We start from the raw sequence: 22947 nt of genomic DNA, 5'->3' as shown, positions 1-22947 counted from the left end.
GAGACCGACATGCTAGAAACCGTCATCAAGCGCGATCGCGACCTGGGCACGCCGGCGCGCGAGTCCGCCGTAACCGTCACCCTGACCATAGACGGCCAGGAAATCACGGTGCCCGAAGGCACCTCGCTGATGCGCGCGGCCGCCGAGGCCGGCATCAACATTCCCAAGCTGTGCGCCACCGACAGCCTGGAGCCCTTCGGTTCGTGCCGGCTGTGCCTGGTGCAGATCGAAGGCCGCCGCGGCTATCCGGCGTCGTGCACCACCCCCGCCGAGAACGGCATGGTGGTCTACACCGAAACCCCCAAGCTGCACGACCTGCGCCGCGGCGTGATGGAGCTGTACATCTCCGACCACCCGCTGGACTGCCTGACCTGCCCGGCCAACGGCGACTGCGAGCTGCAGGACATGGCCGGCGTGGTGGGCCTGCGCAACGTGCGCTACGGCTACGACGGCGCCAACCACCTGAAGAGCGAAAAGGACGAGTCCAATCCGTACTTCACCTATGACGCGTCCAAGTGCATCGTCTGCAACCGCTGCGTGCGCGCCTGCGAGGAAACCCAGGGCACCTTCGCCCTGACGATCTCCGGCAAGGGCTTCGAGTCGCGCGTGTCGCCGGGGCAGGACCAGCCCTTCCTGGACAGTGAATGCGTGTCCTGCGGCGCCTGCGTGCAAGCCTGTCCGACCTCCACGCTGCAGGAAAAGACCGTCATCATGATGGGCCAGGCCGAGCACTCGGTCGTGACCACCTGCGCCTATTGCGGCGTGGGCTGCGGCTTCAAGGCCGAGATGAAGGGCCAGGAAGTGGTGCGCATGGTGCCCTGGAAGGACGGCCAGGCCAACCGCGGCCATTCCTGCGTCAAGGGCCGCTTCGCCTGGGGCTATGCCACGCACAAGGAACGCGTGCTCAAGCCCATGATCCGCAAGCACATCACCGACTCCTGGAAGGAAGTGTCCTGGGATGAGGCGATCAACTATGCGGCCTCCGAGTTCCGCCGCATCCAGGGTCAGTACGGCCGCGATGCGGTCGGCGGCATCACCTCCTCGCGCTGCACCAACGAAGAAACCTGGCTGGTGCAAAAGCTGGTACGCGCGGCCTTCGGCACCAACAACGTCGACACCTGCGCGCGGGTCTGCCACTCGCCCACGGGCTACGGCCTGAAGCAGACGCTGGGCGAATCCGCCGGCACCCAGACCTTCGATTCCGTCATGCACACCGACGTGGTCATCGTGATGGGCGCCAACCCCAGCAGCGGCCATCCGGTGTTCGCCTCGCGCTTGAAGCGCCGCCTGCGCCAGGGCGCGCGCCTGATCGTGATCGATCCGCGCCGCATCGAACTGGTCAGTTCGCCGCACATCAAGGCCGACTTCCACCTGCAGGTGCGCCCCGGCACCAACACCGCCCTGTTGTCCTCGTTGGCCCACGTGATCGCCACCGAAAACCTGATCGCCGAGGACTTCGTGGCTGAACGCTGCGAAGCCAAGGCCTTCAAGGAATGGCGCGACTTCGTCTCGCTGCCTGAGAACTCGCCGGAAGCCATGGAAGAGATCACCGGCGTGCCGGCGCAGGCGGTGCGCGGCGCGGCGCGCCTGTACGCCACCGGCGGCAACGGCTCGATCTACTACGGCCTGGGCGTGACCGAACACAGCCAGGGCTCCACCACCGTCATGGCCATCGCCAACCTGGCCATGGCCACCGGCAACATCGGCCGCGAAGGCGTGGGCGTGAATCCGCTGCGCGGGCAGAACAACGTGCAGGGTTCGTGCGACATGGGCTCGTTCCCGCATGAGCTGCCGGGCTACCGCCACATCTCCGACAACACGGTGCGTGCGCAGTTCGAACAGGACTGGGGCGTGACCCTGCAGCCGGAACCCGGCCTGCGCATCCCCAACATGTTCGAGGCTGCGCTGGGCGGTTCGTTCAAGGGCCTGTATTGCCAGGGCGAGGACATCGTGCAGTCGGACCCCAACACGCAGCACGTGGCGGCGTCCCTCGCTGCCATGGAATGCATCGTGGTGCAGGACCTGTTCCTGAACGAAACGGCCAAGTACGCCCACGTGTTCCTGCCCGGCTCCTCGTTCCTCGAAAAGGACGGCACCTTCACCAACGCCGAGCGCCGCATCTCGCGCGTGCGCAAGGTCATGGAACCCAAGAACGGCAAGTCCGACTGGGAAGTGACGGTGGCGCTGTCCAACGCGCTGGGCTACCCCATGAACTACAAGCATCCCAGCGAGATCATGGACGAGATCGCGCGCCTGACGCCCACTTTCACCGGCGTCAGCTACGAAAAGCTGGACAAGCAGGGCAGCCTGCAATGGCCCTGCAACGAAGAAGCGCCCGATGGCACGCCCATCATGCACATCGACGAGTTCGTGCGCGGCAAGGGCAAGTTCATGATCACCAAGTACGTGCCCACGGACGAGCGCAGCACGCGCCGCTTCCCGCTGCTGCTGACCACGGGCCGCATCCTGTCGCAGTACAACGTGGGCGCGCAGACCCGGCGCACCCCCAACGTCATGTGGCATGGCGAGGACGTGCTGGAACTGCATCCGCAGGACGCCGAGGACCGCGGCGTGAAGGACGGCGACTGGGTCGGCATCCAGAGCCGCGCGGGCGAGACCGTGTTGCGGGCCACGCTGACCGACAGGGTGCAGCCGGGCGTGGTATACACCACCTTCCATTTTCCCGAGTCCGGCGCCAACGTCGTCACCACCGACAGCTCCGACTGGGCCACCAACTGCCCCGAGTACAAGGTGACGGCCGTGCAGGTCACGCGCGTGTCGCAGCCTTCGGAGTGGCAACGCCAGTGGTCGCGCTTTGCGGACATCCAGCAAAAGCTGCTGCGCGAGCGTTCGCGAGAAAGCGAGGCGGCGCTGACCGGGAAATAACCGCCAGCCCGAAACGCCAGGACGTCGACATGCCCACGCCACCGCCTTCCCGCCCCGATTGCACGCAGGTACAGGTCACCCGCGTGCGGGGCGGTGTCCTGGTCCCCAAGATCGAAACCGACTCCGTGGCCGAGGAAACCCCGGTGGCGCTGGAGTTCAACGGCATCAGCCACGCCACCATGCTGGCCACGCCGGCCGACCTGGAAGACTTCGCGGTCGGCTTCGCGCTGTCCGAAGGCATCATCGACGGCATCAGCGACGTGCGCGGCATCGACCTGCTGCCGCAATGCGACGGCATCGTGGTCCAGCTGGAAATTTCCACTGCCTGTGAAGTGCGGCTGAAGTCCCGCCGCCGCGCCATGGCCGGGCGCACCGGCTGCGGCCTGTGCGGCGTGGAAACGCTGCCCGAAGTGCTGCGGCCTGTCGCGCCCGTCACCAACGGCTCGCCCGTGCGCATCCAGGCCGTGCTGGCCGCCATGCGCGACATGCGGGCGCGCCAGGCGCTGCACGACATCACGGGCGCCACCCACGCCGCCGGCTGGGCGGGCGCCGATGGCGCCGTCGCGCTGGTGCGCGAGGACGTGGGCCGCCACAACGCGCTGGACAAACTGATAGGTGCACTGGCACGCCAGGCCATGCATGCTGGCGACGGCATCGTGGTGGTGTCCAGCCGCGCCAGCTTCGAAATGGTGCAGAAGACCGCCGCCGCCGGCGTCGCGGTGCTGGCATCCGTCTCCGCACCCACCGCGCTCGCCATCCGCCTGGCCGATGAAGCCAACGTCAGCCTGCTGGGTTTTCTACGCGGCGACGACGCCACACTGTACTCACACCCCCAACGCATCATCTCCTGAACCGGACTTCACGCAAGCATGGAAATCGGCAACCTGATCCGCATGGCCAACCGCATCGGCCAATTCTTCGAAGCCATGCCCGACCGGCCCGAGGCCCTGGAGGGCGTGGCCAACCATATCCACAAGTTCTGGGAGCCGCGCATGCGCAATGAGCTCCTGAACTTTCTCGAACAAAACCCCGACGGCGACGCCGGCGGGGAACGACTGCACCCGCTGGTGCTGGAAGCGGTCACCCAGAACCGCCAGCGCCTCACACCGCTGGCCCGCGTGGCGTAACGCGTCGGCGACAGGCAAGACGGCAGGAACAATCACAAGAAAAGGCGGCGGGACCGGCCGGATGCCGGACCACGCGCGCCAACGAGCGGCCCCCAAAGAGGAGACAACATGCAAAGCACTGCCACGCTGGACCTGCCCGGTTCGAAGCCGGGTTTTTTCGATAAGGAACGCACCATCGCCGGACCGGGCTTCTCGCGCTGGCTGGTTCCCCCGGCCGCCCTGGCCATCCACCTGTGCATCGGCATGGCCTACGGTTTCTCGGTGTTCTGGCTGCCGTTGTCCAAGGTCGTGGGCGGCGCCAAGCCGCTGGCCTGCCCCGCGGACATGAGCCTCGCAGCCGAGCTGTTCGCCACCAACTGCGACTGGAAGATCTCGACCATGGGGTGGATGTACACCCTGTTCTTCGTGCTGCTGGGCTGCTCGGCCGCGCTGTGGGGCGGCTGGCTGGAACGCGCGGGCCCGCGCAAGGCGGGCGTGGTGTCGGCCCTGTGCTGGTGTGGCGGCCTGGTCATTTCGGCCATCGGCGTGTACCTGCACCAGATGTGGATGCTGTGGTTGGGCTCGGGCGTCATCGGCGGCATCGGCCTGGGACTGGGCTACATCTCGCCCGTGAGCACGCTGATCAAGTGGTTCCCCGACCGCCGCGGCATGGCCACGGGCATGGCCATCATGGGCTTTGGCGGCGGCGCCATGATAGGCGCGCCGCTGGCCGACCTGCTGATGCGCCACTTCGCCACGCCTGAATCGCCGGGCGTCTGGCAGACCTTCCTGACCATGGCCGCGGTGTACTTCGTCTTCATGATGTCGGGTGCGCTGGGCTACCGCGTGCCGCCGACCGGCTGGAAGCCCGAGGGCTGGACCGCTCCGGCCAAGCATGCCGGCAACGCCATGATCACGAAGGGCCATGTCCATGTGCAGCGCGTCTGGGGCGTGCCGCAGTTCTGGCTGGTGTGGTGGGCGCTGTGCCTGAACGTCACGGCGGGCATCGGCATACTGGGCATGGCCTCGCCGCTGCTGCAGGAAGTGTTCGGCGGCGGCCTGATCAACCAGCCTGAACTGGGCTACTCGCAACTGGACAAGAGCCAGTTGGCGGCCATCGCCGCCATCGCCGCCGGCTTCACCGGCCTGCTCAGCCTGTTCAACATCGGCGGCCGCTTCTTCTGGGCCAGCCTGTCCGACAAGCTGGGCCGCAAGACCACCTACTTCATCTTCTTCGTGCTGGGCTTCGCGCTGTATTCGGCCATCCCCTGGACCGCGCACATCGGCGCGCTGGCCCTGTTCGTGGCCGCCTTCTGCATCATCCTGTCCATGTACGGCGGCGGCTTCTCCACCGTGCCGGCGTATCTGGCCGACCTGTTCGGCACGCAGATGGTCGGCGCCATCCATGGACGGCTGCTGACGGCCTGGTCGGCGGCGGGCATCTTCGGACCGGTGCTGGTGAACTACATCCGCGAATACCAGCTGTCCATCGGCGTGCCGCGCGCCCAGGTGTACGACATCACCATGTACATCCTGGCCGGGATGCTGGTGCTGGGCTTTCTGTGCAACCTGGCGATCCGGCCCGTGAACCCCAAGTACTTCATGAATGACGAGGAACTGGCGCGCGAGAAGGCGCTGGCCCACGAACGCGCCGTTGCCACGGAAACGCACGGGGTCGGAACATCCGCGTTCCGCACGCCGGCGGCGCTGGTGGTGTTTGCCTGGGCTTGCGTCGGCATCCCCCTGGCCTGGGGCATCTGGATCACGCTGCAGAAGGCGGTGGTGCTGTTCCACTGAGCCCAAGCGGACGCCGCGACGGGGCGCGAAGCTGCTACATTGGCAGCCCGCGCCCCTTCTTTTTTGCTTTATCCATGACCACCCTGCCCCGCGCGCCCCGCCTTGCTGGAGCGACACGTTGACCGTCCCTGAAATCCGCTGGGAAGAAAACCAGACCCCGCACGCCGCCCGCTGGCGCTCCGAATCCGGCGCCGCGCCGCCCAAGCGCGTAGTGGTGGCGGACGACACCATGACCGCCGACATGGCCTACCGCCAGGCCTGCGAAGGTGTCGGCCTGCTGTGGCGCGGCGACTTCCAGAACGCGCGGCAACTGCTGCAGGCCATCACGCGGCGGGTCGACAAGCGGCCCCGCAAGCCCGTGGACAGCCTGCTGGACGCCTTCAACCAGCACCGCCAGATCCAGTCCCAGCGCGCCCGCATCCTGGGCATGCTGCTGATTCCGTTCGACGCCGGCCACGGCATTCCGCTGCGCCGCGCACCCGACGCCCGGCTCGCCTGCGAAGAGGCCCATGGCCCCGCCGAGGAGCCCTACGTCGCGTCGCTGCGCGAGCTGCTGGGCCTGATCGGCGCCTTCGAATGGCGCAAGAAGGGCGTGGAAATTCCCGCCCTGAATGCCCGCATCCATCCGCACTACGGCGTGTTCTCGCCGCTGCGCGGCGAGTACGTCGACCTGGTGGCGCGCACCCCGATGCCGCGCGGCAGCGTGGCCTTCGACATCGGCACCGGCACAGGCGTGCTGGCCGCCGTGATTGCGCGCCGCGGCGGCAAGCGTGTCATCGCGACCGACACCGATCCGCGCGCCCTGGCCTGCGCCCGCGAAAACCTGGAGCGGCTGGGCCTGTCCAAGCAGGTCGACGTCGAAGAAACGGACCTGTTCCCCGAAGGCCGGGTCTCCCTGATCGTGTGCAACCCGCCGTGGCTGCCCGCCCGCCCCAGCTCGCCCGTCGAGCATGCGGTCTACGACCCTGACAGCCGCATGCTGCGCGGTTTCCTGAATGGGCTGGCGGCGCATCTGACGCCCAATGGCGAGGGCTGGCTGATCCTGTCGGACCTGGCCGAACACCTGGGCCTGCGCAGCCGCGAAGCGCTGCTGGAAATGATCAGCCAGGCCGGCCTGCGCGTGATCGAGCGCATCGACACCCGTCCCACGCACGGCCGCGCGCAGGACGCGAGCGACCCGCTGCATGCCGCCCGTTCGAAGGAAGTCACGTCCTTGTGGCGCCTGGGCGCAGCCTGACGCGGCCCGGCCTGACGCGGCCCGGCCTGGTGCAAGCCCCCGGGGCGCGGCTTCAGGCCCGCCCCGCCGCGACGTTCACGCTGATGGCGATGATGAAGACGTTGAAGAAAAAGGCGATGACGCTGTGCGTCAGGGCTGTGCGGCGCACTCGCCGGTTCACGATCTGCACGTCCGACACCTGGAACGTCATGCCCAGCACCAGCGCGAAATAGGCGAAGTCCCAGTAGTCGGGTTCATCGGTACCCGGGAAATCCAGCCCTTTGTGCATGGCGTTGCGGTGGCCGTAATAGCCATGCGCGTAGTGCAGCGCGAAGATCATGTTCATGTAGAGCCATGACAGGATGATGGTGACGGCGGCGGCCAACATGGCAAGCACGTCGCCCGCGCCGCCTTCCCCCCGCAGTTCGACCCACAACGCCATCATCACCATGCAGGACAGCGCCACGCTGCTCCACAGCACGCCGGTGCGCCCCACGTCCTGCTGCTGCGCATGCTGGCGCATGGCCGCCGCGCTGGTGCGGCCGAACACCCGCGCCGTCATCAACAGGAACACAAGCGCCCCCGCATCGAATCCCAGCAGCAGCGACAGCACCCAGGGCACGCCCAGGGCATACAGGCCGCCCGCCGTCACCAGCAGCAAACCAGCGCATCCGACCAGGCGACGATGCGCATGGAAAAACGGCAGGGCGGCGCCAGCGGCGGAGTCGTCCTCGGGCTCGAAATCCTTGAGCGGCGGCATGCGGCTGCTCCTTTTGGTGTGAGCAGCCCTAACGCTAACCGATGCCGAGCAAACCGACCAGCGCGCCGCCAAACAGCAGCCACAACGGATGGATGCGGGTGAAGCTGCCCAGCAGCGCCACCACAGCGGTAATGGCGCCCAACAGCCAGGTATGCACCGAGGCTTCGGTGATGAGCGCCGCGCTGGCCGCCACCAATCCCACCGTCATCGGGAAGATGCCCGCCTGGATGACGCCGCGCCAGGGCCGGTCCTTGAAGCGTTCCCACAGGCCCAGCGCGATCACAGTGATGATGGACGACGGGCCGAACTTGGCGATGGTGGTGACGAGCATGCCCAGGCCGCCCGCCACATGCCAGCCCACCAGCGTGACCACCATCAAATTGGGACCCGGGGCGGCCTGCCCCAGGGCGAACAGCGCGGAAAAGTCCGCCGCCGTCATCCAGCCATGCACGTCCACCACCTGCCGCTGCATCTCGGGCAGGATGGTGTTGCCGCCGCCGAACGCCAGCACGGACAGTTCGGAAAAGATCAGGGCCAGGGCGATCAGTGTGTGGATCATCGACGTTGCCTCCAGACCATCAGGATGCTCAGCGGCGTCAGCACCGCCATGGTGGGCAGCAGCGGAATGCGCAGCACGGCGATGGCAATGAAGCAGGCCGTGGCCACCACGCCGGCCAGCCAGTCGCGGCGCTTCACCACCGGCACCCCGATCTTCACCGCCATGGAAATCAACAGGCCCGCGGCCGCGGCCGCCAGACCGGCAAACAGGTGCTGGATGTGCGGATCGTTCTGGAAGCGGTCGTACACCATGCCCAGCAGCACCACGATGGCGGACGGCGCCAGGATCAGGCCCATCAGCGCCGCGAACGCGCCGCGCGGCCCGCGGAACTTCATGCCCAGCGCCACCGACAGGTTGATGATGTTGCCGCCGGGCAGGAACTGGCACAGGCCCAGCAGATCGGTGAACTCGGCGCCGCTGAGCCAGCGGTGCTTTTCGACGACCATGCGGCGCGCCAGCGGCAAGGCGCCGCCGAAGGCCGTCAGGCCGAGCATCAGGAAGCCATAGAACAATTGCCCGCACGTGGGCGGAGGCCGCAGATCGGCCTCGGAGGTGGAAGGTGCTGCGTTCATCATTTTCATGCCGGCGCCGCCGAAGCGGCGCGGAGTGGAACCAGGGAAGGACAACGAGATTGCAGCCTACTCTTCGCCTTGGATAATGTCTAATATATGACTATCTATATATTCATATCGGTTGAATATGGCATCCGTAGACTTGAGGCTGTTGCGCTACTTCCTGGCCGTGGCCGAGGAATCCCATCTGACCAAGGCCGCGGCGCGGCTGGGCATACGCCAGCCGCCGCTCAGCCAGCAGATCCGCGTGCTGGAGCAGGAACTGGGCGTGACGCTGTTCCACCGCCTGCCGCGCGGCATGGAGCTGACCGAAAGCGGCCGCGCGCTGCTGGACGATGCGCGCAATATCGTGGCCCTGGTGGACCAGGCCGTGGAAGGCGTGCGGCGCGTGTCGCAGGGCGAGGCCGGGCGCCTGACCGTGGGCTTCACCGGGTCCGCGGCGTTCCATCCCTTCGTGCCGTCCGTCATCCGCCGCTTCCGCGAAACGGCGCCCAATGTGCGGCTGGTGCTGGAGGAAAGCAGCACCGGCGAACTCATGGAGGCCGTGGGCGCGGGCCGCGTGGACGTGGCATTCATCCGCGGTCCCTATGGCCTGGGCCCGGGCGTGGTGGTGGAAACCGTGCTGGAAGAGCCCATGCTGGCCGCGTTTCCCGCCGACCACCCAACCGTCAAGGGCCGGCCGCGCAAGCGCATCGCGCTGTCGGAACTGGCCGACGAATCGCTGATCCTCTACCGCCGCCACAGCGGGCCAGGCCTGTACGACGCCATCATTGCGGCCTGCGGCGCCGCCGGTTTCAGCCCGCGCGTGGCCCAGGAAGCGCCGCGCATGCTGTCCACCCTGAGCCTGGTGGCAGCCGGCCTGGGCGTGTCGCTGGTGCCGGCGTCGCTGCGCCGCGTGAACATCGAAGGCGTGGTCTACGTCAACCTGGCCCAGCCCGCGGAACTGCGCGCGCCGCTGAACCTGATCTGGCGCGACGAAGCGCTCTCCGGCGCGGCCCGCAAGCTGATCGGCGAGGCGCGGCGGCAGCGCGAGGAATCGCCGGCCTGAGCGCGCAGCGCTACACTGCCCGGCACCCCGCACTCCGCATTGCAGCCATGTTCCCAGATTCACCCATAGGCATCTACGACTCCGGCGTCGGCGGGCTGAGCGTGCTGCGCGCCATCCGCGACGCCCTGCCCCACGAATCCCTGCTGTACGTGGCCGACTCCGCCCACGTGCCCTATGGCGAAAAAACGCAGGACTACGTCGAGCAGCGCGCCAGCACGATTGCCGATTACTTCGTGTCGCGCCAGGCCAAGGCCATGGTGGTGGCCTGCAATACCGCCACCGCGGCCGCCATCGCCCAGCTGCGCCTGCGCCATCCGCAACTGATCATCATCGGCGTGGAGCCGGCCATCAAGCCCGCCGCGCACCTGACCACGAGCGGCGTGGTCGGCGTATTCGCCACCACCGGCACTCTGGCCAGCCCCAAATTCGCCGCGCTGGTCCGGCGCGAGGCGCCCGAAGTCCGCATCCTGTTCAGGCCCTGCCCCGAGTGGGTACGGCTGGTGGAGCATGGCGTGCTCAGCGGCCCCGAGGCCGAAGCCGCGGTGCGCGCTCCCGTGGCTGAGCTACGCGAGGCCGGCGCCGACGTGCTGGTGCTGGGCTGCACCCACTTTCCCTTCCTGCGCGACGCGATCCAGGCGGCCGCTGGCGCCGACGTGCCGCTGCTGGAGACGGGCGCGCCCGTGGCGCGCCGGCTGCGCCACCAGTTGCAGGAACGCGGCCTGTTGCGCGCCGACGGTCCGGGCGGATTGCGCCTGGAGACCAGCGGCTCGGCCGAGGCATTGAGCACTCTCGCCGCACGGCTGCTCGGGCAGGCCCCGGCCGTGCACGTCCTGGAGCCGCGCTGGCGCTGATCCCGCGCCGAGTCCGCCGCCCGGCGGCGCGCGCTGATTGCGCCCGGTTTGATCCTGCGCATGACGCGCCTGTCCGATTCGGCGAATAATTCGGATACAGTGGACTACAACGCCGCCCGCGGCGCGCACAAGGAGACGCTCATGAAACGCATCCTGATCCCCGTGGACGGCTCGCAGCCCGCCGTCCATGCGGTCCAAGCCCTGCTCGACGCCCGCAGCTACGACCCCATCGAACGCGTGGAGCTCCTCACGGTCCAGATCCCCCTGAAAGCCGGCAAGATCGGCCGCGGCCTGTCGCAGGCCGAGATCGACGCCTATCACGAGGAAGAAGGCCGCAACGCGCTGCAGGCCGCCAGCGAACTGCTGACCCAGGCCGGCGTGCCCTTCCAGACCCACATCGAAATAGGCGCCGCCGCCGAAACCATCGTGCGCATAGCCGGCGAATCCGGCGCAGACGAAATCTACATGGGCTCGCGCGGGTTGGGCTCGGTGTCGTCCTGGTTCCTGGGTTCGGTCGCGACCCGCGTCCTGCATCTGACGGAGTTGCCCGTCACCCTGGTCAAGTAACCGTCAAGGAGCATCCATGCTGAACATCCTGGTCCCTGTCGACGGCTCCGACAACGCCAACCGCGCCGTCCTGTACGCCCGCCAGCTCGCCCAAGGCGCCGGCGCCGCCCGCATCCATCTGCTCAACGTCCAGACGCCCGTGCAAGGCCGCGCGGGGCTGTCACGCCTGATCACGCAGGACATGATCGACGAGTTCTACCTGCGCGAAGGCCAGGAGGCCGCGGACGAGGCGCGCAAACTGCTGGACGTGACCGGCGCCGACTACACCAGCCACGTGGCGTTTGGCCACGCGGCCACGGAAATCGCCGGCTACGCCCAGGACCACGGCTGCGCCCGCATCGTCATGGGCACGCGCGGCAACGGCTCGCTGACGAACATCCTGATCGGCTCGGTCGCCAATCAGGTGCTGCAACTGGCCGAAGCGCCGGTGACGCTGGTCAAGTGACCCCCGGGTGCCGGCCTCAGGCGGCCGGCAGCCACAACGACACCCTCAAGCCGCCCAGCGGCGAACGCTCGGCTTGCGCCTGGCCACCATAGGTGCTGGCCAGGTCGCGCACGATGTCCAGGCCCAGGCCCGATCCGGGACGCTGCTCGTCCATGCGCACGCCGCGCAGGAAGATGCGCTCGCGTTCCTCGTCGGCTATACCCGGGCCGTCATCGTCGATCTGGATGAGCAACTGGCCCTGGCCGGCGGCGCTTGCGCTGACCTGCACCTGGCGCTCGGCCCATTTGCAGGCGTTGTCCAGCAGGTTGCCAACCATCTCCTGCAGATCCTGTTCTTCACCGCGGAATACCAGGCCCTCGGCAAATTCCGGCATTTCCAGCAGCAGTCCGCGCTGCGCATACAAGCGCTGCATGACGCGCAGCAGCCCCTCGATGGGTTTGCGCAGCGGTGTGCGGCTGTCGGCCGCGCCAGACGCGGCGGCGGCGCGGGCGCGCGCCAGGTGATAGTCGATCTGGCGGCGCGCCATGCCGACCTGCTCCTGTACCAGCGCCGCCAGCGGCCCTTCCTCGCGCGCCGCGGCATTGCCCAGAATCGTCAGCGGCGTCTTCACCGCATGCGCCAGATTGCCGGCCTGCGTGCGCGCGCGCTGCACCATGTCGGCATTGACGTCCAGGACGCGATTGAAGTCGTCGACGAGCGGCTGGATTTCGCTGGGAAAGCGGCCTTCGATGCGCACGCTGGCGCCCCCGTGCTGCCCGGCGAGCTGCCGCCTGAGCCTGGCCAGCGGCCGCAACCCGACCAGGACCTGGACCACGGCCGCCAGCGTCAAGCCTGCCGCCAGCGCGCCCAGCGAAATCAACAGCATGTGATTGAAGCGCTCGATCGGCTCCGCCAGCACCTGGCTGTCGGCCGCCACGATCAGGCGCAACGGCGCTGCCTCGGTCTCGGCCGGTTCCAGCGTGCGCGTCAAGGCGGTCAGCCTATGCTTTTCCGGCCCCGCGATTTCATACACCCCGTCGGCGCTGTCCGCGGCGGGCAACTCCAGCACCTGATCCCAGAGCGAACGCGAGCGCGCCGCGCCCACGGCCGCCGGACGGCCCTGTTCGTCGAGCCGGTCGATTTGCCAATACAGGCCTGATAGCGGTTGCTCCAGGCGTGGATCGCTCAGGGGCGGCGAGACCACCAGGCGACCGTCCGGAGCCGTGTTCACCGCGGCCGTCAGCTGGTTCAGGTGCAGGGTCAGCTCGGCGCGCAGCTGCTCGGTGATGTGCTGGCGGAACAAGCTGCCCAAGCCCCAGCCGGCCAGCACCACCGTGACCAGGATCCAGGCCAGCGTGCCGGCCAGCAGGCGCCAGCGCAGCGAGCCGGGCGCGCGCGCGCGCTGCGGCATCATGCGGCGCAGGCCAGGCGGTAACCCAGGCCGCGCACGGTTTCGATGGTATCGGGCGGCAGTTTCTTGCGCAGCCGCGCGATGAACACATCGATGGTGTTGGAGTCACGGTCATTGTCCTGGGCGTAGACGTGCTCGGTCAGCTCGCTGCGCGAAATCACTTCGCCCGCGCGTTGCATCAGCACGGCCAGCACCTTGAATTCATGGCTGGTCAGGGACAGCGCCTGGCCGTCCACCGTGACCTTGGCCTGCCGCGTGTCCAGCATCAGCGGACCGCAGCGCCATTGCGCGCTGGCGTGGTTGCTGGAGCGGCGCAAGAGCGCCCGCACCCGCGCCAGCAGCTCTTCCATGTGGAAGGGCTTGGTCAGGTAATCGTCGGCGCCGGCATCGATGCCGGCGACCTTCTCGTGCCAGTTGTCGCGCGCCGTGAGGATCAGCACCGGCATGCCCTGGCCGCCCGCGCGCCACTGCTTGAGCACGGTGAGGCCGTCCATGACCGGCAGGCCCAGGTCCAGCACCACCACGTCGTAGGTCTCGACCGCGCCCATGTACTGGGCCGTTCCGCCGTCCGCGGCGGTGTCGACGGTATAGCCCGCTTGGCGCAAGGCATCGGCCAACTGCGTGGCCAGCGTCGGTTCGTCTTCAACCACGAGTATGCGCATCAGTGCTTGTCCCGGAATTGGATGTCGCGCCCCTTCACGCCCAGCACCTTGCCGTCGCGCGCGTCGATCTTCAGCTTGACCAGCCGGCCGCCGCTTTGCAGCAGCCGGATCTCGTAGATGAACTCGCCGTCGTCCTCTTCGAACTCGACCTTGACCACCTGCCCAGGATAGTCGCGTTCGACGATGTCCAGCACCGAACGCAGGGGCAGCACCTTGCCGGCCTGCAAGGCCTGGCGCGCTTGTTCGTGGTCGCTTTCATCGGCCAGGCCCGCGTTGGGGCCCGCGGCCAGCGCCAGCATCAGCGCGCCGCAGGACAGCCAGATTCGGGTACGAGTTCCTCGGGTCATGGTTTCTTTCGCATTCGGGGTTCGCCATAAGAGGCGATTGTCCGCCCAGTTATAGCGCCGGAAAAATGAACGGCACGTGAACGGCAGCTTCAGAATTGGTTCATCCGCACACCCGAATAATGCGGTCATGGTCGCCATTCCGGCAACCCGCAACAACCTAGGAGCCATTCCATGACCGCAATCCGCAACACCCTGGCCGCCCTGGCGCTTGGCGCCGCAACCCTGACCGGCGCCGCCGCCGTGCACGCCCAGACGACCGCCCCGGCGCCGGCCCAGCCCGCCGCCACTGCCCCCGCCAACGCGACGCTGACCGTGCGCCAGATCTACGACACGCTGACCGCCGCGGGCTATCGCAACATCACCGAGATCGAGCTCGAGCACGGCCGCTACGACGTCAAGGCCGACAACGCGCAAGGCCAGCGCGTGAAGCTGCGGGTCGACGCCCAGAGCGGCGCCGTCCTGCGCAGCCGCATCAAGGACTGAAGCGCCGGCGCCTACGCGCCTACCCCGCTCCGCCCGCATCCGGCGGGCCGAGCGTCCCGACATGGACACCATCATGAAACCGATAGGAACCGGCGCCGCCATAGGCGGCTTTTTGCTAGTCCTGACCCTGGCCTGGGGCCTGGACGCGTTCATCCTGCAGCCGCCGGCCACCGGCGCCTGGTACTGGGTGGCGCGCCAGCAAGGCCTCTACCTCACCGGCGTCTGGTCCATCGGACTGATGGCATTGATCATGCTGCTGGCGCTGCGGCCCTCGTGGCTGGAACGCCCGCTGGGCGGCATGGACAAGATATACCGGTTGCACAAATGGGCCGGAATCCTCGCAGTATCAGCCGGCGCCGCCCATTGGTTGCTGAAGCTGGCCAGCGGCCCCTTGAAGAGCCTGGCGGACGCGGGCAACCGCCCCGCCCGCGACGTCGTGCTGACGCTGTTCGAAAGCTCGCGCGGCCTGGCCAAGGACCTGGGCGAGTGGTCGATCTACCTGCTGCTGGCGATGCTCGCAATCACCTTGTGGCGGCGCTTTCCCTACCGGGGCTGGCGTCTCCTGCACCGCGCGATGCCTGTGCTGTTCCTGGCGCTGGCGTTCCACACGGCAGCGCTGGCTCCCGCGCGCTACTGGAGCGGTCCGGTCGGCCTGCTGCTGATTCCGCTGCTGGCCGCCGGTTCTTATGCCGCCCTGGTGGCGCTGCTGGGACGCGTGGGCAGCGGCCGCCGCGCGCAAGGCAGGATCGTGTCGCTGGCGCACCAGCCAGGCGATATCCTGGAGGTCAGCTGCGAACTCGACGCCAATTGGCGGGAGCATCAGGCGGGACAGTTCGCCTTCGTCACGTTCGACCGCAAGGAAGGCGCCCATCCCTACACCATCGCCAGCGCCCCCGTGGCGGGCGAACCTCGCGTCACGTTCCAGATCAAGGCGCTGGGCGACTACACCCGCGGCCTGGCGCGCACGCTGCGCATCGGCCAACCGGTCGCCGTCGAAGGCCCCTATGGGCGCTTTCAACTGGAGCCGGACGCTGCCGCAACATCGCAGGTCTGGGTGGCGGGCGGCATAGGCGTCACCCCTTTCCTCGCATGGCTGGAAGCCCTGCAGGAAGGACAAGCGCCAACGCCGCGCGTGTGGCTGCACTATTGCGTGCGCGATGCCTCGGCAGATCCTTTCGTGCCGCTGCTCAAGGAACGCTGCGCCGCGCTGGACGGCGTGACGCTCGCCATCCATAGCGCGCACGATGGCGATACGCTGACGGCTGGAGCACTGGCGCAGGGCGAGGTGGCCGCGGGCCGCGTCGCCGACGTCTGGTTCTGCGGCCCCGCCGGCCTGGCCGACGCGCTCAGGCGCGGCCTGCACAAGCTGGGCGCCAAGCCCGTGCGCTGGCATCAGGAGGCGTTCCAGATGCGTTGAGCGCGCCGGGGCTACGGAGGTCCAAGCGTATGATGGACCTCACCGCCCACGGAGCATGCGTCATGCCCACCCCCCGCATTCTGCTGGCCGCCGCGATGGCCGCCGCCACTCTCAACGCCTGCGGCGAAATGGCCACCTTGCCGGTCGAAGCCGGCATGGGCCCGTCGCCCCAACTGCCCGCCCCCAATCCCACCACCATACCCACCGTGAAGACGGCCAAGGCCGTGGGCTGGCCCGCGGGCGCACAGCCCGTCGCAGCCAACGGGCTGTCGGTAACGGCGTACGCCAGCGGCCTGGATCATCCGCGCTGGCTGTACGTGCTGCCCAACGGCGACGTGCTGGTGGCCGAGACCAACGCGCCGCCCAAGCCCGAGTCGGCTTCCGGCGGCTTCAAGGCCTGGGTCGCCGGCCTGGTGATGAAACGCGCCGGCGCCAGGACCCCCAGCGCAAACCGCATCACCCTGCTGCGCGATGCCGACCACGACGGCATCGCCGAAACGCGCAGCGTATTGCTCGACGGCCTGAACTCGCCCTTCGGCATGGCCTTGATCGGCAATCAGTTATACGTCGCCAACGCCGACGCCGTGCTGCGCTTTCCCTACGAAACCGGCCAGGAGCGGATCACCGCGCCCGGCGTGAAGGTCACCGACCTGCCTGCGGGCCTGAACCACCACTGGACCAAGAACCTGCTGGCCAGCCCCGACGGCAGCAAGCTGTACGCCTCTGTCGGCTCCAACAGCAATGTCGGCGAAAACGGCATGGACATCGAAGAGGGCCGCGCCGCCATCTGGGAAATCGACGTGGCCAGCGGCAACAAACGCCTGTACGCGACCGGCCTGCGCAACCCCGTGGGCATGGCCTGGGCGCCCGACGGCAAAACGCTGTGGACGGCCGTCAACGAGCGCGACGAACTGGGCAGCGACCTGGTGCCCGACTACATGACCTCGGTGCGGGATGGCGGTTTTTACGGCTGGCCCTACAGCTACTTCGGCCAGCACGTCGACAGCCGGGTCCAGCCGCCGCGTCCGGACCTGGTAGCGCGCGCCATCGTGCCCGACTACGCGCTGGGCCCGCACACCGCCTCGCTGGGGCTGGCCTGGTCGGGCGGGTCGCGCCTGCCCGCGCCCTACACGGACGGCATGTTCGTGGGCCAGCATGGTTCGTGGAACCGCGATCCGCGCAGCGGCTACAAGGTCATCTTCGTGCCGTTTCGCGACGGCAAGCCCGACGGGCCGGCGCGCGACGTGCTGACGGGCTTTCTGAACGAAAGCGGCGAAGCCCAGGGACGGCCGGTAGGGGTGGCGATAGACCGCCAGGGCGGCTTGCTGACGGCCGACGACGTCGGCAATGTGGTGTGGCGGGTCGCTCCCGCTTCTACAATGGCCGCTCCCAAATAATTCAAGACCAGGAGTGAGCATGAGCACGGAAAAAGTGGCAATCGTCACCGCCGGCGGCAGCGGCATGGGCGCGGCGGCGGCGCGCAAACTGGCGGCTGACGGCTGGCGCGTAGCCATCCTGTCCTCCTCCGGCAAGGGCGAGGCGCTGGCGCAGGAACTGGGCGGCCTGGGCGTCACGGGATCCAACCGCTCGCCCGAAGACCTGGCGAGGCTGGTGGACGCCACGCAGCAAAAATGGGGCAGGATAGATGCCGTGGTCAACAGCGCCGGCCACGGCCCCAAGGGCCCGCTGCTGGAGATCAGCGACGAGGACTGGCACCTGGGCATGGAGTTCTACCTGCTGAACGTGGTGCGCATCGCGCGCCTGGTCGCGCCGGTGATGAAGCAGCAGAAGTCCGGCGCCATCGTCAATATCTCGACCTACGCCACCTTCGAACCCGAAGCGCTGTTCCCGACCTCGGGCGTGTTCCGCGCCGGGCTGGCCGCCTTCACCAAGGTGTTCGCCGACGAGTACGCCGAACACAACGTACGGATGAACAACGTGCTGCCGGGCTTCATCGACAGCCTGCCTGAAAAGGAAGACCGCCGCACGCGCATTCCGATGGGCCGCTACGGCACCGCCGAAGAAGTCGCCGACCTGATCGCATTCCTCGCATCCGACGCTTCTTCCTACATCACCGGCCAGAACATCCGCATCGACGGCGGCATCACGCGTTCGGTCTGAAGCTCATGCTTTAGGACTAGTCTCTCGTCCGAATGACGGTATTGAAGCCTGCCCGGGGCTTCAGTACCGTAGGTTTTCGCATTCGACGAGGTGCCGCGCATGTCCGCTACGCCGTCAGCGGCTGCGCCGCAGTCCGCCGATACTTCCCACGCAAAACCGACCCCGGGCCAGGCCTCGCGTTTCCTGGCGCAGGCCACGTTCGGCCCCACGCCCGCCGAGATCGACGCCGTGGTGCGCGACGGCTACGCGGCCTGGCTGGACGCGCAGCTGGCCATGCCGCCGTCGCAGACCCATTTCGACTGGCTGCTGCAGCAGCGCAAGAACACCGAGGAGTTCAAGGGCAACGGCATCAACGCGCCCCTGGAATCCACACTGTGGCGCAAGTTCATCTCGGCCCCGGATCAGGTCCGCACGCGGGTCGCGTTTGCCCTGTCGGAGATCTTCGTGGTGGGCGTATCGTCCATCACCGCGTCCTGGCCATTGTTCGGCGCCGCGGGTTTCATGGACCTGCTGGCCGAGCATGCCCTGGGCAACTACCAGCAACTGCTGACGGCCGTCACGCGCAACCTGTCCATGGGCTGCATGCTGACCTATCGCGGCAACCGCAAGGAAGATCCCAAGACCGGCCGCCATCCCGACGAGAACTATGCCCGCGAAGTCATGCAATTGTTCAGCATCGGACTGTTGGAGCTGGAACCGGACGGCGCCAAAAGAATGGTCAACGGCGCGCCCGTGGAAACGTATACCAACGCGGACGTGCAGGGGCTGGCCAAGGTCTTCACCGGCTGGGACATCAACGGCCCCGAAACCGACGTCGAATTCCACCGCCGCCCCATGGCCTTGAACAATGCGCTGCACTCGCTGGCCGAGAAGCGCTTTCTGGGCGCGGTGGTGCCGGCAGGCACCGACGGTCATTTGTCGCTCAAGCGCGCCATGGAAGTGATCTGCGCCCATCCCAACGTGGGCCCCTTCATCGGCACGCAGCTGATCCAGCGGCTGGTCACCAGCAATCCCAGCCGCGCCTATGTCGCGCGCGTGTCGGCCGCCTTCAACGACGACGGCAGCGGCAAGCGCGGCAACCTGAAGGCCGTGGTGCGCGCCGTCCTGCTGGACCCGGAGGCGCGCAACCCCGACCTGGCCGCGCCCGGCTGGGGCAAGGTGCGCGAACCCATCGTGCGCTTCGCGGCCTGGGCGCGGGCTTTCGGGGCGACCTCCAACAACGGCGCCTGGGCCATGCCGGACACCACTGACAACACGATCCGGCTGGCCCAGAGCCCGATGCGATCCGCCAGCGTCTTCAATTTCTTCCGTCCGCGCTACGTGCCGCCGGTGACCGAGCTGGCGCGCAGGAACCTGGTGGCGCCGGAACTGCAGATCACCGATGAGACCAGCATTGCCGGCTACCTGAACTTCCTGGCCATCTATGTGGACCGGGGGTGGGAGGATCTGCAGACGCCCTACGCCGCCGAGATCGCGCTGGCGCAGGATCCGTCCGCGCTGGTGGCGCGGGTGGCGCTGCTGCTGGCGGGCGATGCCTATTCCGCCGAGACCGCCGGCAGCATCGCGCGCGCCGTGGCCACGATACCGGCGGGCCGGCCGCGCGACCGCGTGCGCGCCGCCATCATGCTGGTGGCCGCCAGCCCCGAATACCTGGTGCAGAAATGAAGAATTCCCGCCACGCCGCGCAAACCAGCCGCCGCGAATTCCTGCTGCGCGCCTGCGCGTTGGGCGCCACGGGCGCCGCCGCGCCACTGGCGCTGAACCTGGCGGCCCTGGGCGCGGCTGCGGCGCAATCAGCGCCAGCCTCCTCGTACAAGGCGCTGGTCTGCGTGTTCCTGTACGGCGGCAACGACCCCTACAACTCGCTGGTTCCCTACGACACGGCCGCCTACAAGGCCTATGCCCAGGCGCGCACCGACATCGCCCTGCCACGCAACGCCCTGCAGGCCACGGCGCTGCGCGGCAAGGAACCCGCCTCCGGCGGCGCCCAGTTTGCGCTGGCCCCATCGCTGGCTCCGCTCAAGCCCTTGTATGAAAGCGGCGACATGGCAGTGCTGCTGAACATCGGTCCGCTGGTTGCGCCCACCTCCAAGCAGGAATACATAGGCGCGCGCGTGCCACTGCCGCCCAAGCTGTTTTCCCACAACGACCAGCAGTCGTACTGGCAGGCGCTGGCGCCGGAAGGCGCGGCGTCGGGCTGGGCCGGGAGGCTGACGGACCTGTTCGCGGACGCCAACGCGCAGCGCACCTTCACGGGCATCACCGCGGGCGGCAGCAGCGTGCTGCTGGCCGGACGCAAGATCGCCGGATACCGCGTGGGCATCAACGGCTCCACGCAGATAGACCTGCTGGGCCGCGACATGTATGGCTCCAGCGCCTGCACGGCCTTGCTGCGCCAGCTCATCACGCAGCCGCGCGAGCACCTGATGGAACGCGAGATGTCGCGCATCGCCGCGCAGTCCATCGACGCCGACGGGCGCCTGCGTGCAGCCCTCGCGGACGTGGCCGTGCCGGGCGAGTTCTCGTCCCCCCTGGCGCAGCAGCTGAAAATCGTCGCCCGCATCATCGCGGCGCGCCAGGCGCTGGGCGCACGCCGCCAGGTTTTCTTCGTCTCGCAGAACGGCTATGACAACCACGCCGGACTGAACGACACCCACCCCGCGCTGCTCAAGGAACTGGGCCAGGCGCTGGCCGCGTTCCAGCAGGCGCTTTCCGCGATAGGCGTGGCGGACCAGGTGACCACGTTCACGGCATCCGAATTCGGCCGCACCCTGGGCTCCAACGGCAACGGCTCCGACCACGGCTGGGGCTCGCATCACTTTGTACTGGGCGGCGCGGTCAAGGGCGGCCGCTACTACGGCAGCCATCCGGAAATCGCCCTGGACGGCCCCGGCTTCGTCGACAACGGCCGCCTCTTGCCGACCCTGGCCGTGGATCAGTTGGGCGCGTCCCTGGGCGGCTGGTTCGGCGCCAACCGCGAGGATCTGGGGCTGGTGTTCCCCAATCTGCGGCGCTTTGATGCGCAGGCGCTGGACCTGCTGCCGCGCGCTTAAGGCCGCGCCGGCGGCGGCGAACTCACAGCTGCCGCGCCTGTTCGCGCAGCAGATACTTCTGGATCTTGCCCGTGGCGGTTTTGGGCAACGGGCCGAACACGAAAGTGCGCGGCACCTTGAAACCGGCCAGGCGGCCCCGGCAGAAGCTGGTCAGTTCTTCCGCCGTCGCGGCGCTGCCATCCTTCAGCGTGACGAAGGCGCAAGGCGTCTCGCCCCACTTGGCGTCCGGCCGCGCCACCACGGCGGCTTCCAATACGGCGGGATGCCCGTACAACGCATCCTCGACCTCGACGGTCGAGATGTTCTCTCCGCCTGATATCACGATGTCCTTGGCGCGGTCCTTGACCTGCAGATAGCCGTCGGGATGCACCACGGCCAGATCGCCGGTATGGAACCAGCCTCCGGCGAAGGCTTCCGCCGTGGCCTGCGGGTTCTTCAGATAGCCCTTCATGAGCGTGTTGCCGCGCATCATGATTTCGCCCACGGTGACGCCGTCCGGCGGCACGGGCGCCAGCGTGGCGGGATCCAGCACGCGGACCTGTTCCATCGTGTGCTTGCGCACGCCGATGCGGGCCTTCAGCGCAGCCTGCTCATCCAGCGGCAGATCGCTCCAGGCCTCGTGCCAGGCACAGCTGATCGACGGACCGTAGCTCTCCGTCAGGCCGTACAGATGCGTGACGTCTATGCCCAGTTCGTCCATCGCCGCGATGACGGCGGCCGGAGGCGGAGAGCCGCCGGTGAGCGCCTGCACCGGCCGGATCGCGCGCCGCTTGATTTCGGGCGGGCTGTTGATGAGCATGCCCAGCACCACCGGCGCGGCGCAGAAATAATCGACCCCATTCGCCTGGATGGCGTCGAAAATGGCGCCGGCCTCGACCCGCCGCAGGCAGACATTGGTTCCCGCCAGCAGCGCGATGGTCCAGGGAAAGCTCCAGCCATTGCAGTGGAACATCGGCAAGGTCCAGAGATACACCGCATGCTGGCGCATATCGCAGGCCAGGGCGTTGCCCATCGCATTCAGATAGGCGCCGCGATGGTGGTACAGCACGCCCTTGGGGCTGCCGGTGGTGCCGGAGGTGTAGTTCAGGCACAGCGACTGCCATTCGTCCGCCGGCCAGGGGAACCCGGCCGCCGCGTCGCCCGTCTCCAGCAGGGCTTCGTAGTTCATTTCCCCGAGCAGTTCGCCCGGTCCGCCGTATTCGGGATCGTCGATGTCCACCACGCGGATGCGCCTGCGGGTCTTGGCCAAGGCCTGCGCCATGACGGGCGCGTACTCCCGGTCCGTCAGCAGCACCACCGCGGCGCCATGATCCAGGATGAAGGACAGTGTTTCGGCGTCCAGCCGGGTGTTCAGGGCATTGAGCACCGCGCCCGCCATGGCGACCCCGAAATGGGCCTCGTACAGCGCCGGGATATTGGGCGCCATCACGGCCACCGTATCGCCGGGCCGCACCCCCAGGCGCGCCAGCCCGCTGGCCAGCCGGCGGCAGCGTGCATAGGTTTCGCGCCAGCTCTGGCGCAGTGCGCCATGGACGATGGCAGTGCGTTCCGGGTAGACCTTCGCCGCGCGCTCGATGAAGGTCAGCGGCGAAAGCGCCAGATGGTTGGCGCTGTTGCGTTCGATATCCAGGACTTGCAGGTCGGGGGTGTCGGCGGGCATCGGAGTC

General features: G+C 68.0%; 22 protein-coding genes. 15 read left to right on the top strand and 7 right to left on the bottom strand.

Going from position 1 to position 22947, the window contains the following annotated elements:
- The first annotated feature begins 9 nt into the window (after positions 1–9).
- The 5 genes from fdhF to AC1RHV_RS19385 all read left to right on the top strand — a co-directional run bounded on the left by fdhF (position 10) and on the right by AC1RHV_RS19385 (position 7026).
- Positions 10–2886: a formate dehydrogenase subunit alpha gene (gene fdhF, locus AC1RHV_RS19405; RefSeq protein WP_054451581.1), complete on the top strand. Its 2877-nt coding sequence runs from the start codon at positions 10–12 to the stop codon at positions 2884–2886.
- A 29-nt stretch (positions 2887–2915) separates the two neighbouring features.
- Positions 2916–3737 carry a formate dehydrogenase accessory sulfurtransferase FdhD gene (gene fdhD, locus AC1RHV_RS19400; protein ID WP_310534958.1) on the top strand — a complete coding sequence of 274 codons (822 nt, stop codon included), beginning with the start codon at positions 2916–2918 and terminating at the stop codon, positions 3735–3737.
- An 18-nt stretch (positions 3738–3755) separates the two neighbouring features.
- A complete protein-coding gene (locus tag AC1RHV_RS19395; RefSeq protein WP_054451583.1) occupies positions 3756–4013 on the top strand; it encodes a formate dehydrogenase subunit delta in 258 nt (85 codons plus the stop codon).
- 108 nt (positions 4014–4121) lie between these two features.
- Positions 4122–5789, top strand: coding sequence for an OFA family MFS transporter (locus AC1RHV_RS19390; RefSeq protein ID WP_054451584.1), 1668 nt, complete (start codon positions 4122–4124; stop codon positions 5787–5789).
- Positions 5790–5907: 118 nt separating this feature from the next.
- Complete coding sequence (locus tag AC1RHV_RS19385; RefSeq protein WP_192352649.1) at positions 5908–7026, top strand: methyltransferase; 1119 nt, start codon at positions 5908–5910, stop codon at positions 7024–7026.
- A gap of 52 nt (positions 7027–7078) precedes the next feature.
- Here the strand turns inward: AC1RHV_RS19385 and AC1RHV_RS19380 are convergent, their stop codons facing one another.
- From AC1RHV_RS19380 to AC1RHV_RS19370, 3 genes are read right to left on the bottom strand one after another with little or no spacing between them, the layout of a single operon-like run.
- Positions 7079–7765, bottom strand: a complete 687-nt coding sequence (locus tag AC1RHV_RS19380) for a DUF1345 domain-containing protein (RefSeq protein WP_125473546.1) — start codon at positions 7763–7765, stop codon at positions 7079–7081.
- Between the two features lie 34 nt (positions 7766–7799).
- Positions 7800–8324, bottom strand: coding sequence for a chromate transporter (locus tag AC1RHV_RS19375; RefSeq protein ID WP_054451587.1), 525 nt, complete (start codon positions 8322–8324; stop codon positions 7800–7802).
- A complete protein-coding gene (locus AC1RHV_RS19370; RefSeq protein ID WP_054452241.1) occupies positions 8321–8899 on the bottom strand; it encodes a chromate transporter in 579 nt (192 codons plus the stop codon). Before AC1RHV_RS19370 ends, AC1RHV_RS19375 begins: the two co-directional genes overlap by 4 nt.
- 124 nt (positions 8900–9023) lie before the next feature.
- Here AC1RHV_RS19370 and AC1RHV_RS19365 point away from each other — a divergent pair, with 124 nt between their 5' ends.
- The 4 genes from AC1RHV_RS19365 (at position 9024) to AC1RHV_RS19350 (ending at position 11807) form a co-directional block, all read left to right on the top strand.
- The gene (locus tag AC1RHV_RS19365) at positions 9024–9944 is read left to right on the top strand and encodes a LysR family transcriptional regulator (RefSeq protein WP_119449246.1); all 921 of its coding nucleotides are present in this window, start codon (positions 9024–9026) and stop codon (positions 9942–9944) included.
- A gap of 47 nt (positions 9945–9991) precedes the next feature.
- The gene (gene murI / locus AC1RHV_RS19360; protein ID WP_492301721.1) at positions 9992–10795 is read left to right on the top strand and encodes a glutamate racemase; all 804 of its coding nucleotides are present in this window, start codon (positions 9992–9994) and stop codon (positions 10793–10795) included.
- A 141-nt stretch (positions 10796–10936) separates the two neighbouring features.
- Positions 10937–11362 carry a universal stress protein gene (locus AC1RHV_RS19355; RefSeq protein ID WP_192492452.1) on the top strand — a complete coding sequence of 142 codons (426 nt, stop codon included), beginning with the start codon at positions 10937–10939 and terminating at the stop codon, positions 11360–11362.
- A gap of 16 nt (positions 11363–11378) precedes the next feature.
- Complete coding sequence (locus tag AC1RHV_RS19350) at positions 11379–11807, top strand: universal stress protein (protein WP_119449244.1); 429 nt, start codon at positions 11379–11381, stop codon at positions 11805–11807.
- Between the two features lie 16 nt (positions 11808–11823).
- Here the strand turns inward: AC1RHV_RS19350 and AC1RHV_RS19345 are convergent, their stop codons facing one another.
- Genes AC1RHV_RS19345 through AC1RHV_RS19335 form a run of 3 tightly spaced genes read right to left on the bottom strand, consistent with a single transcriptional unit; the run spans position 11824 to position 14158 of the window.
- Positions 11824–13200, bottom strand: coding sequence for a sensor histidine kinase (locus AC1RHV_RS19345; RefSeq protein ID WP_054451591.1), 1377 nt, complete (start codon positions 13198–13200; stop codon positions 11824–11826).
- On the bottom strand, positions 13197–13859 hold the full coding sequence (locus AC1RHV_RS19340; RefSeq protein WP_054451592.1) for a response regulator transcription factor: 663 nt from the start codon (positions 13857–13859) through the stop codon (positions 13197–13199). The genes AC1RHV_RS19345 and AC1RHV_RS19340 overlap by 4 nt, the downstream gene beginning before the upstream one ends.
- Positions 13859–14158, bottom strand: a complete 300-nt coding sequence (locus AC1RHV_RS19335) for a PepSY domain-containing protein (protein WP_223283490.1) — start codon at positions 14156–14158, stop codon at positions 13859–13861. The genes AC1RHV_RS19340 and AC1RHV_RS19335 overlap by 1 nt, the downstream gene beginning before the upstream one ends.
- Positions 14159–14377: 219 nt before the next feature.
- On the opposite strand from AC1RHV_RS19335, the gene AC1RHV_RS19330 reads away from it, so the two are divergent.
- The 6 genes from AC1RHV_RS19330 to AC1RHV_RS19305 all read left to right on the top strand — a co-directional run bounded on the left by AC1RHV_RS19330 (position 14378) and on the right by AC1RHV_RS19305 (position 21280).
- Positions 14378–14689, top strand: a complete 312-nt coding sequence (locus AC1RHV_RS19330) for a PepSY domain-containing protein (protein WP_119449242.1) — start codon at positions 14378–14380, stop codon at positions 14687–14689.
- Between the two features lie 73 nt (positions 14690–14762).
- On the top strand, positions 14763–16106 hold the full coding sequence (locus tag AC1RHV_RS19325) for a ferredoxin reductase family protein (protein ID WP_492301719.1): 1344 nt from the start codon (positions 14763–14765) through the stop codon (positions 16104–16106).
- Positions 16107–16168: 62 nt separating this feature from the next.
- Positions 16169–17503, top strand: coding sequence for a PQQ-dependent sugar dehydrogenase (locus AC1RHV_RS19320; RefSeq protein WP_492301717.1), 1335 nt, complete (start codon positions 16169–16171; stop codon positions 17501–17503).
- 19 nt (positions 17504–17522) lie between these two features.
- Entirely contained in the window at positions 17523–18227 is a 705-nt protein-coding gene (locus tag AC1RHV_RS19315; RefSeq protein ID WP_119449239.1) for an SDR family oxidoreductase, read from the top strand.
- A 99-nt stretch (positions 18228–18326) separates the two neighbouring features.
- Complete coding sequence (locus AC1RHV_RS19310; protein ID WP_175163728.1) at positions 18327–19892, top strand: DUF1800 domain-containing protein; 1566 nt, start codon at positions 18327–18329, stop codon at positions 19890–19892.
- Positions 19889–21280: a DUF1501 domain-containing protein gene (locus AC1RHV_RS19305; protein WP_192492446.1), complete on the top strand. Its 1392-nt coding sequence runs from the start codon at positions 19889–19891 to the stop codon at positions 21278–21280. Before AC1RHV_RS19310 ends, AC1RHV_RS19305 begins: the two co-directional genes overlap by 4 nt.
- A gap of 22 nt (positions 21281–21302) precedes the next feature.
- Here AC1RHV_RS19305 and AC1RHV_RS19300 read toward each other — a convergent pair whose 3' ends face one another.
- Positions 21303–22940: an acyl-CoA synthetase gene (locus tag AC1RHV_RS19300; RefSeq protein ID WP_119449237.1), complete on the bottom strand. Its 1638-nt coding sequence runs from the start codon at positions 22938–22940 to the stop codon at positions 21303–21305.
- Positions 22941–22947 lie beyond the last annotated feature (7 nt).

The sequence above is a fragment of the Achromobacter sp. GW823-FHT04E03 genome (assembly GCF_058796095.1).
This window is presented reverse-complemented; position numbering and strand designations above follow the sequence as displayed.

Excerpts from the sequence above, each read along its gene's own strand:
- fdhF (WP_054451581.1), top strand. The coding sequence starts at position 10 with ATGCTAGAAACCGTCATCAAGCGCGATCGCGACCTGGGCACGCCGGCG.
- fdhD (WP_310534958.1), top strand. The coding sequence starts at position 2,916 with ATGCCCACGCCACCGCCTTCCCGCCCCGATTGCACGCAGGTACAGGTC.
- AC1RHV_RS19395 (WP_054451583.1), top strand. The coding sequence starts at position 3,756 with ATGGAAATCGGCAACCTGATCCGCATGGCCAACCGCATCGGCCAATTC.
- AC1RHV_RS19390 (WP_054451584.1), top strand. The coding sequence starts at position 4,122 with ATGCAAAGCACTGCCACGCTGGACCTGCCCGGTTCGAAGCCGGGTTTT.
- AC1RHV_RS19380 (WP_125473546.1), bottom strand. The coding sequence starts at position 7,765 with ATGCCGCCGCTCAAGGATTTCGAGCCCGAGGACGACTCCGCCGCTGGC.
- AC1RHV_RS19375 (WP_054451587.1), bottom strand. The coding sequence starts at position 8,324 with ATGATCCACACACTGATCGCCCTGGCCCTGATCTTTTCCGAACTGTCC.
- AC1RHV_RS19370 (WP_054452241.1), bottom strand. The coding sequence starts at position 8,899 with ATGATGAACGCAGCACCTTCCACCTCCGAGGCCGATCTGCGGCCTCCG.
- AC1RHV_RS19365 (WP_119449246.1), top strand. The coding sequence starts at position 9,024 with ATGGCATCCGTAGACTTGAGGCTGTTGCGCTACTTCCTGGCCGTGGCC.
- murI (WP_492301721.1), top strand. The coding sequence starts at position 9,992 with ATGTTCCCAGATTCACCCATAGGCATCTACGACTCCGGCGTCGGCGGG.
- AC1RHV_RS19355 (WP_192492452.1), top strand. The coding sequence starts at position 10,937 with ATGAAACGCATCCTGATCCCCGTGGACGGCTCGCAGCCCGCCGTCCAT.
- AC1RHV_RS19350 (WP_119449244.1), top strand. The coding sequence starts at position 11,379 with ATGCTGAACATCCTGGTCCCTGTCGACGGCTCCGACAACGCCAACCGC.
- AC1RHV_RS19345 (WP_054451591.1), bottom strand. The coding sequence starts at position 13,200 with ATGATGCCGCAGCGCGCGCGCGCGCCCGGCTCGCTGCGCTGGCGCCTG.
- AC1RHV_RS19340 (WP_054451592.1), bottom strand. The coding sequence starts at position 13,859 with ATGCGCATACTCGTGGTTGAAGACGAACCGACGCTGGCCACGCAGTTG.
- AC1RHV_RS19335 (WP_223283490.1), bottom strand. The coding sequence starts at position 14,158 with ATGCTGGCGCTGGCCGCGGGCCCCAACGCGGGCCTGGCCGATGAAAGC.
- AC1RHV_RS19330 (WP_119449242.1), top strand. The coding sequence starts at position 14,378 with ATGACCGCAATCCGCAACACCCTGGCCGCCCTGGCGCTTGGCGCCGCA.
- AC1RHV_RS19325 (WP_492301719.1), top strand. The coding sequence starts at position 14,763 with ATGAAACCGATAGGAACCGGCGCCGCCATAGGCGGCTTTTTGCTAGTC.
- AC1RHV_RS19320 (WP_492301717.1), top strand. The coding sequence starts at position 16,169 with ATGCCCACCCCCCGCATTCTGCTGGCCGCCGCGATGGCCGCCGCCACT.
- AC1RHV_RS19315 (WP_119449239.1), top strand. The coding sequence starts at position 17,523 with ATGAGCACGGAAAAAGTGGCAATCGTCACCGCCGGCGGCAGCGGCATG.
- AC1RHV_RS19310 (WP_175163728.1), top strand. The coding sequence starts at position 18,327 with ATGTCCGCTACGCCGTCAGCGGCTGCGCCGCAGTCCGCCGATACTTCC.
- AC1RHV_RS19305 (WP_192492446.1), top strand. The coding sequence starts at position 19,889 with ATGAAGAATTCCCGCCACGCCGCGCAAACCAGCCGCCGCGAATTCCTG.
- AC1RHV_RS19300 (WP_119449237.1), bottom strand. The coding sequence starts at position 22,940 with ATGCCCGCCGACACCCCCGACCTGCAAGTCCTGGATATCGAACGCAAC.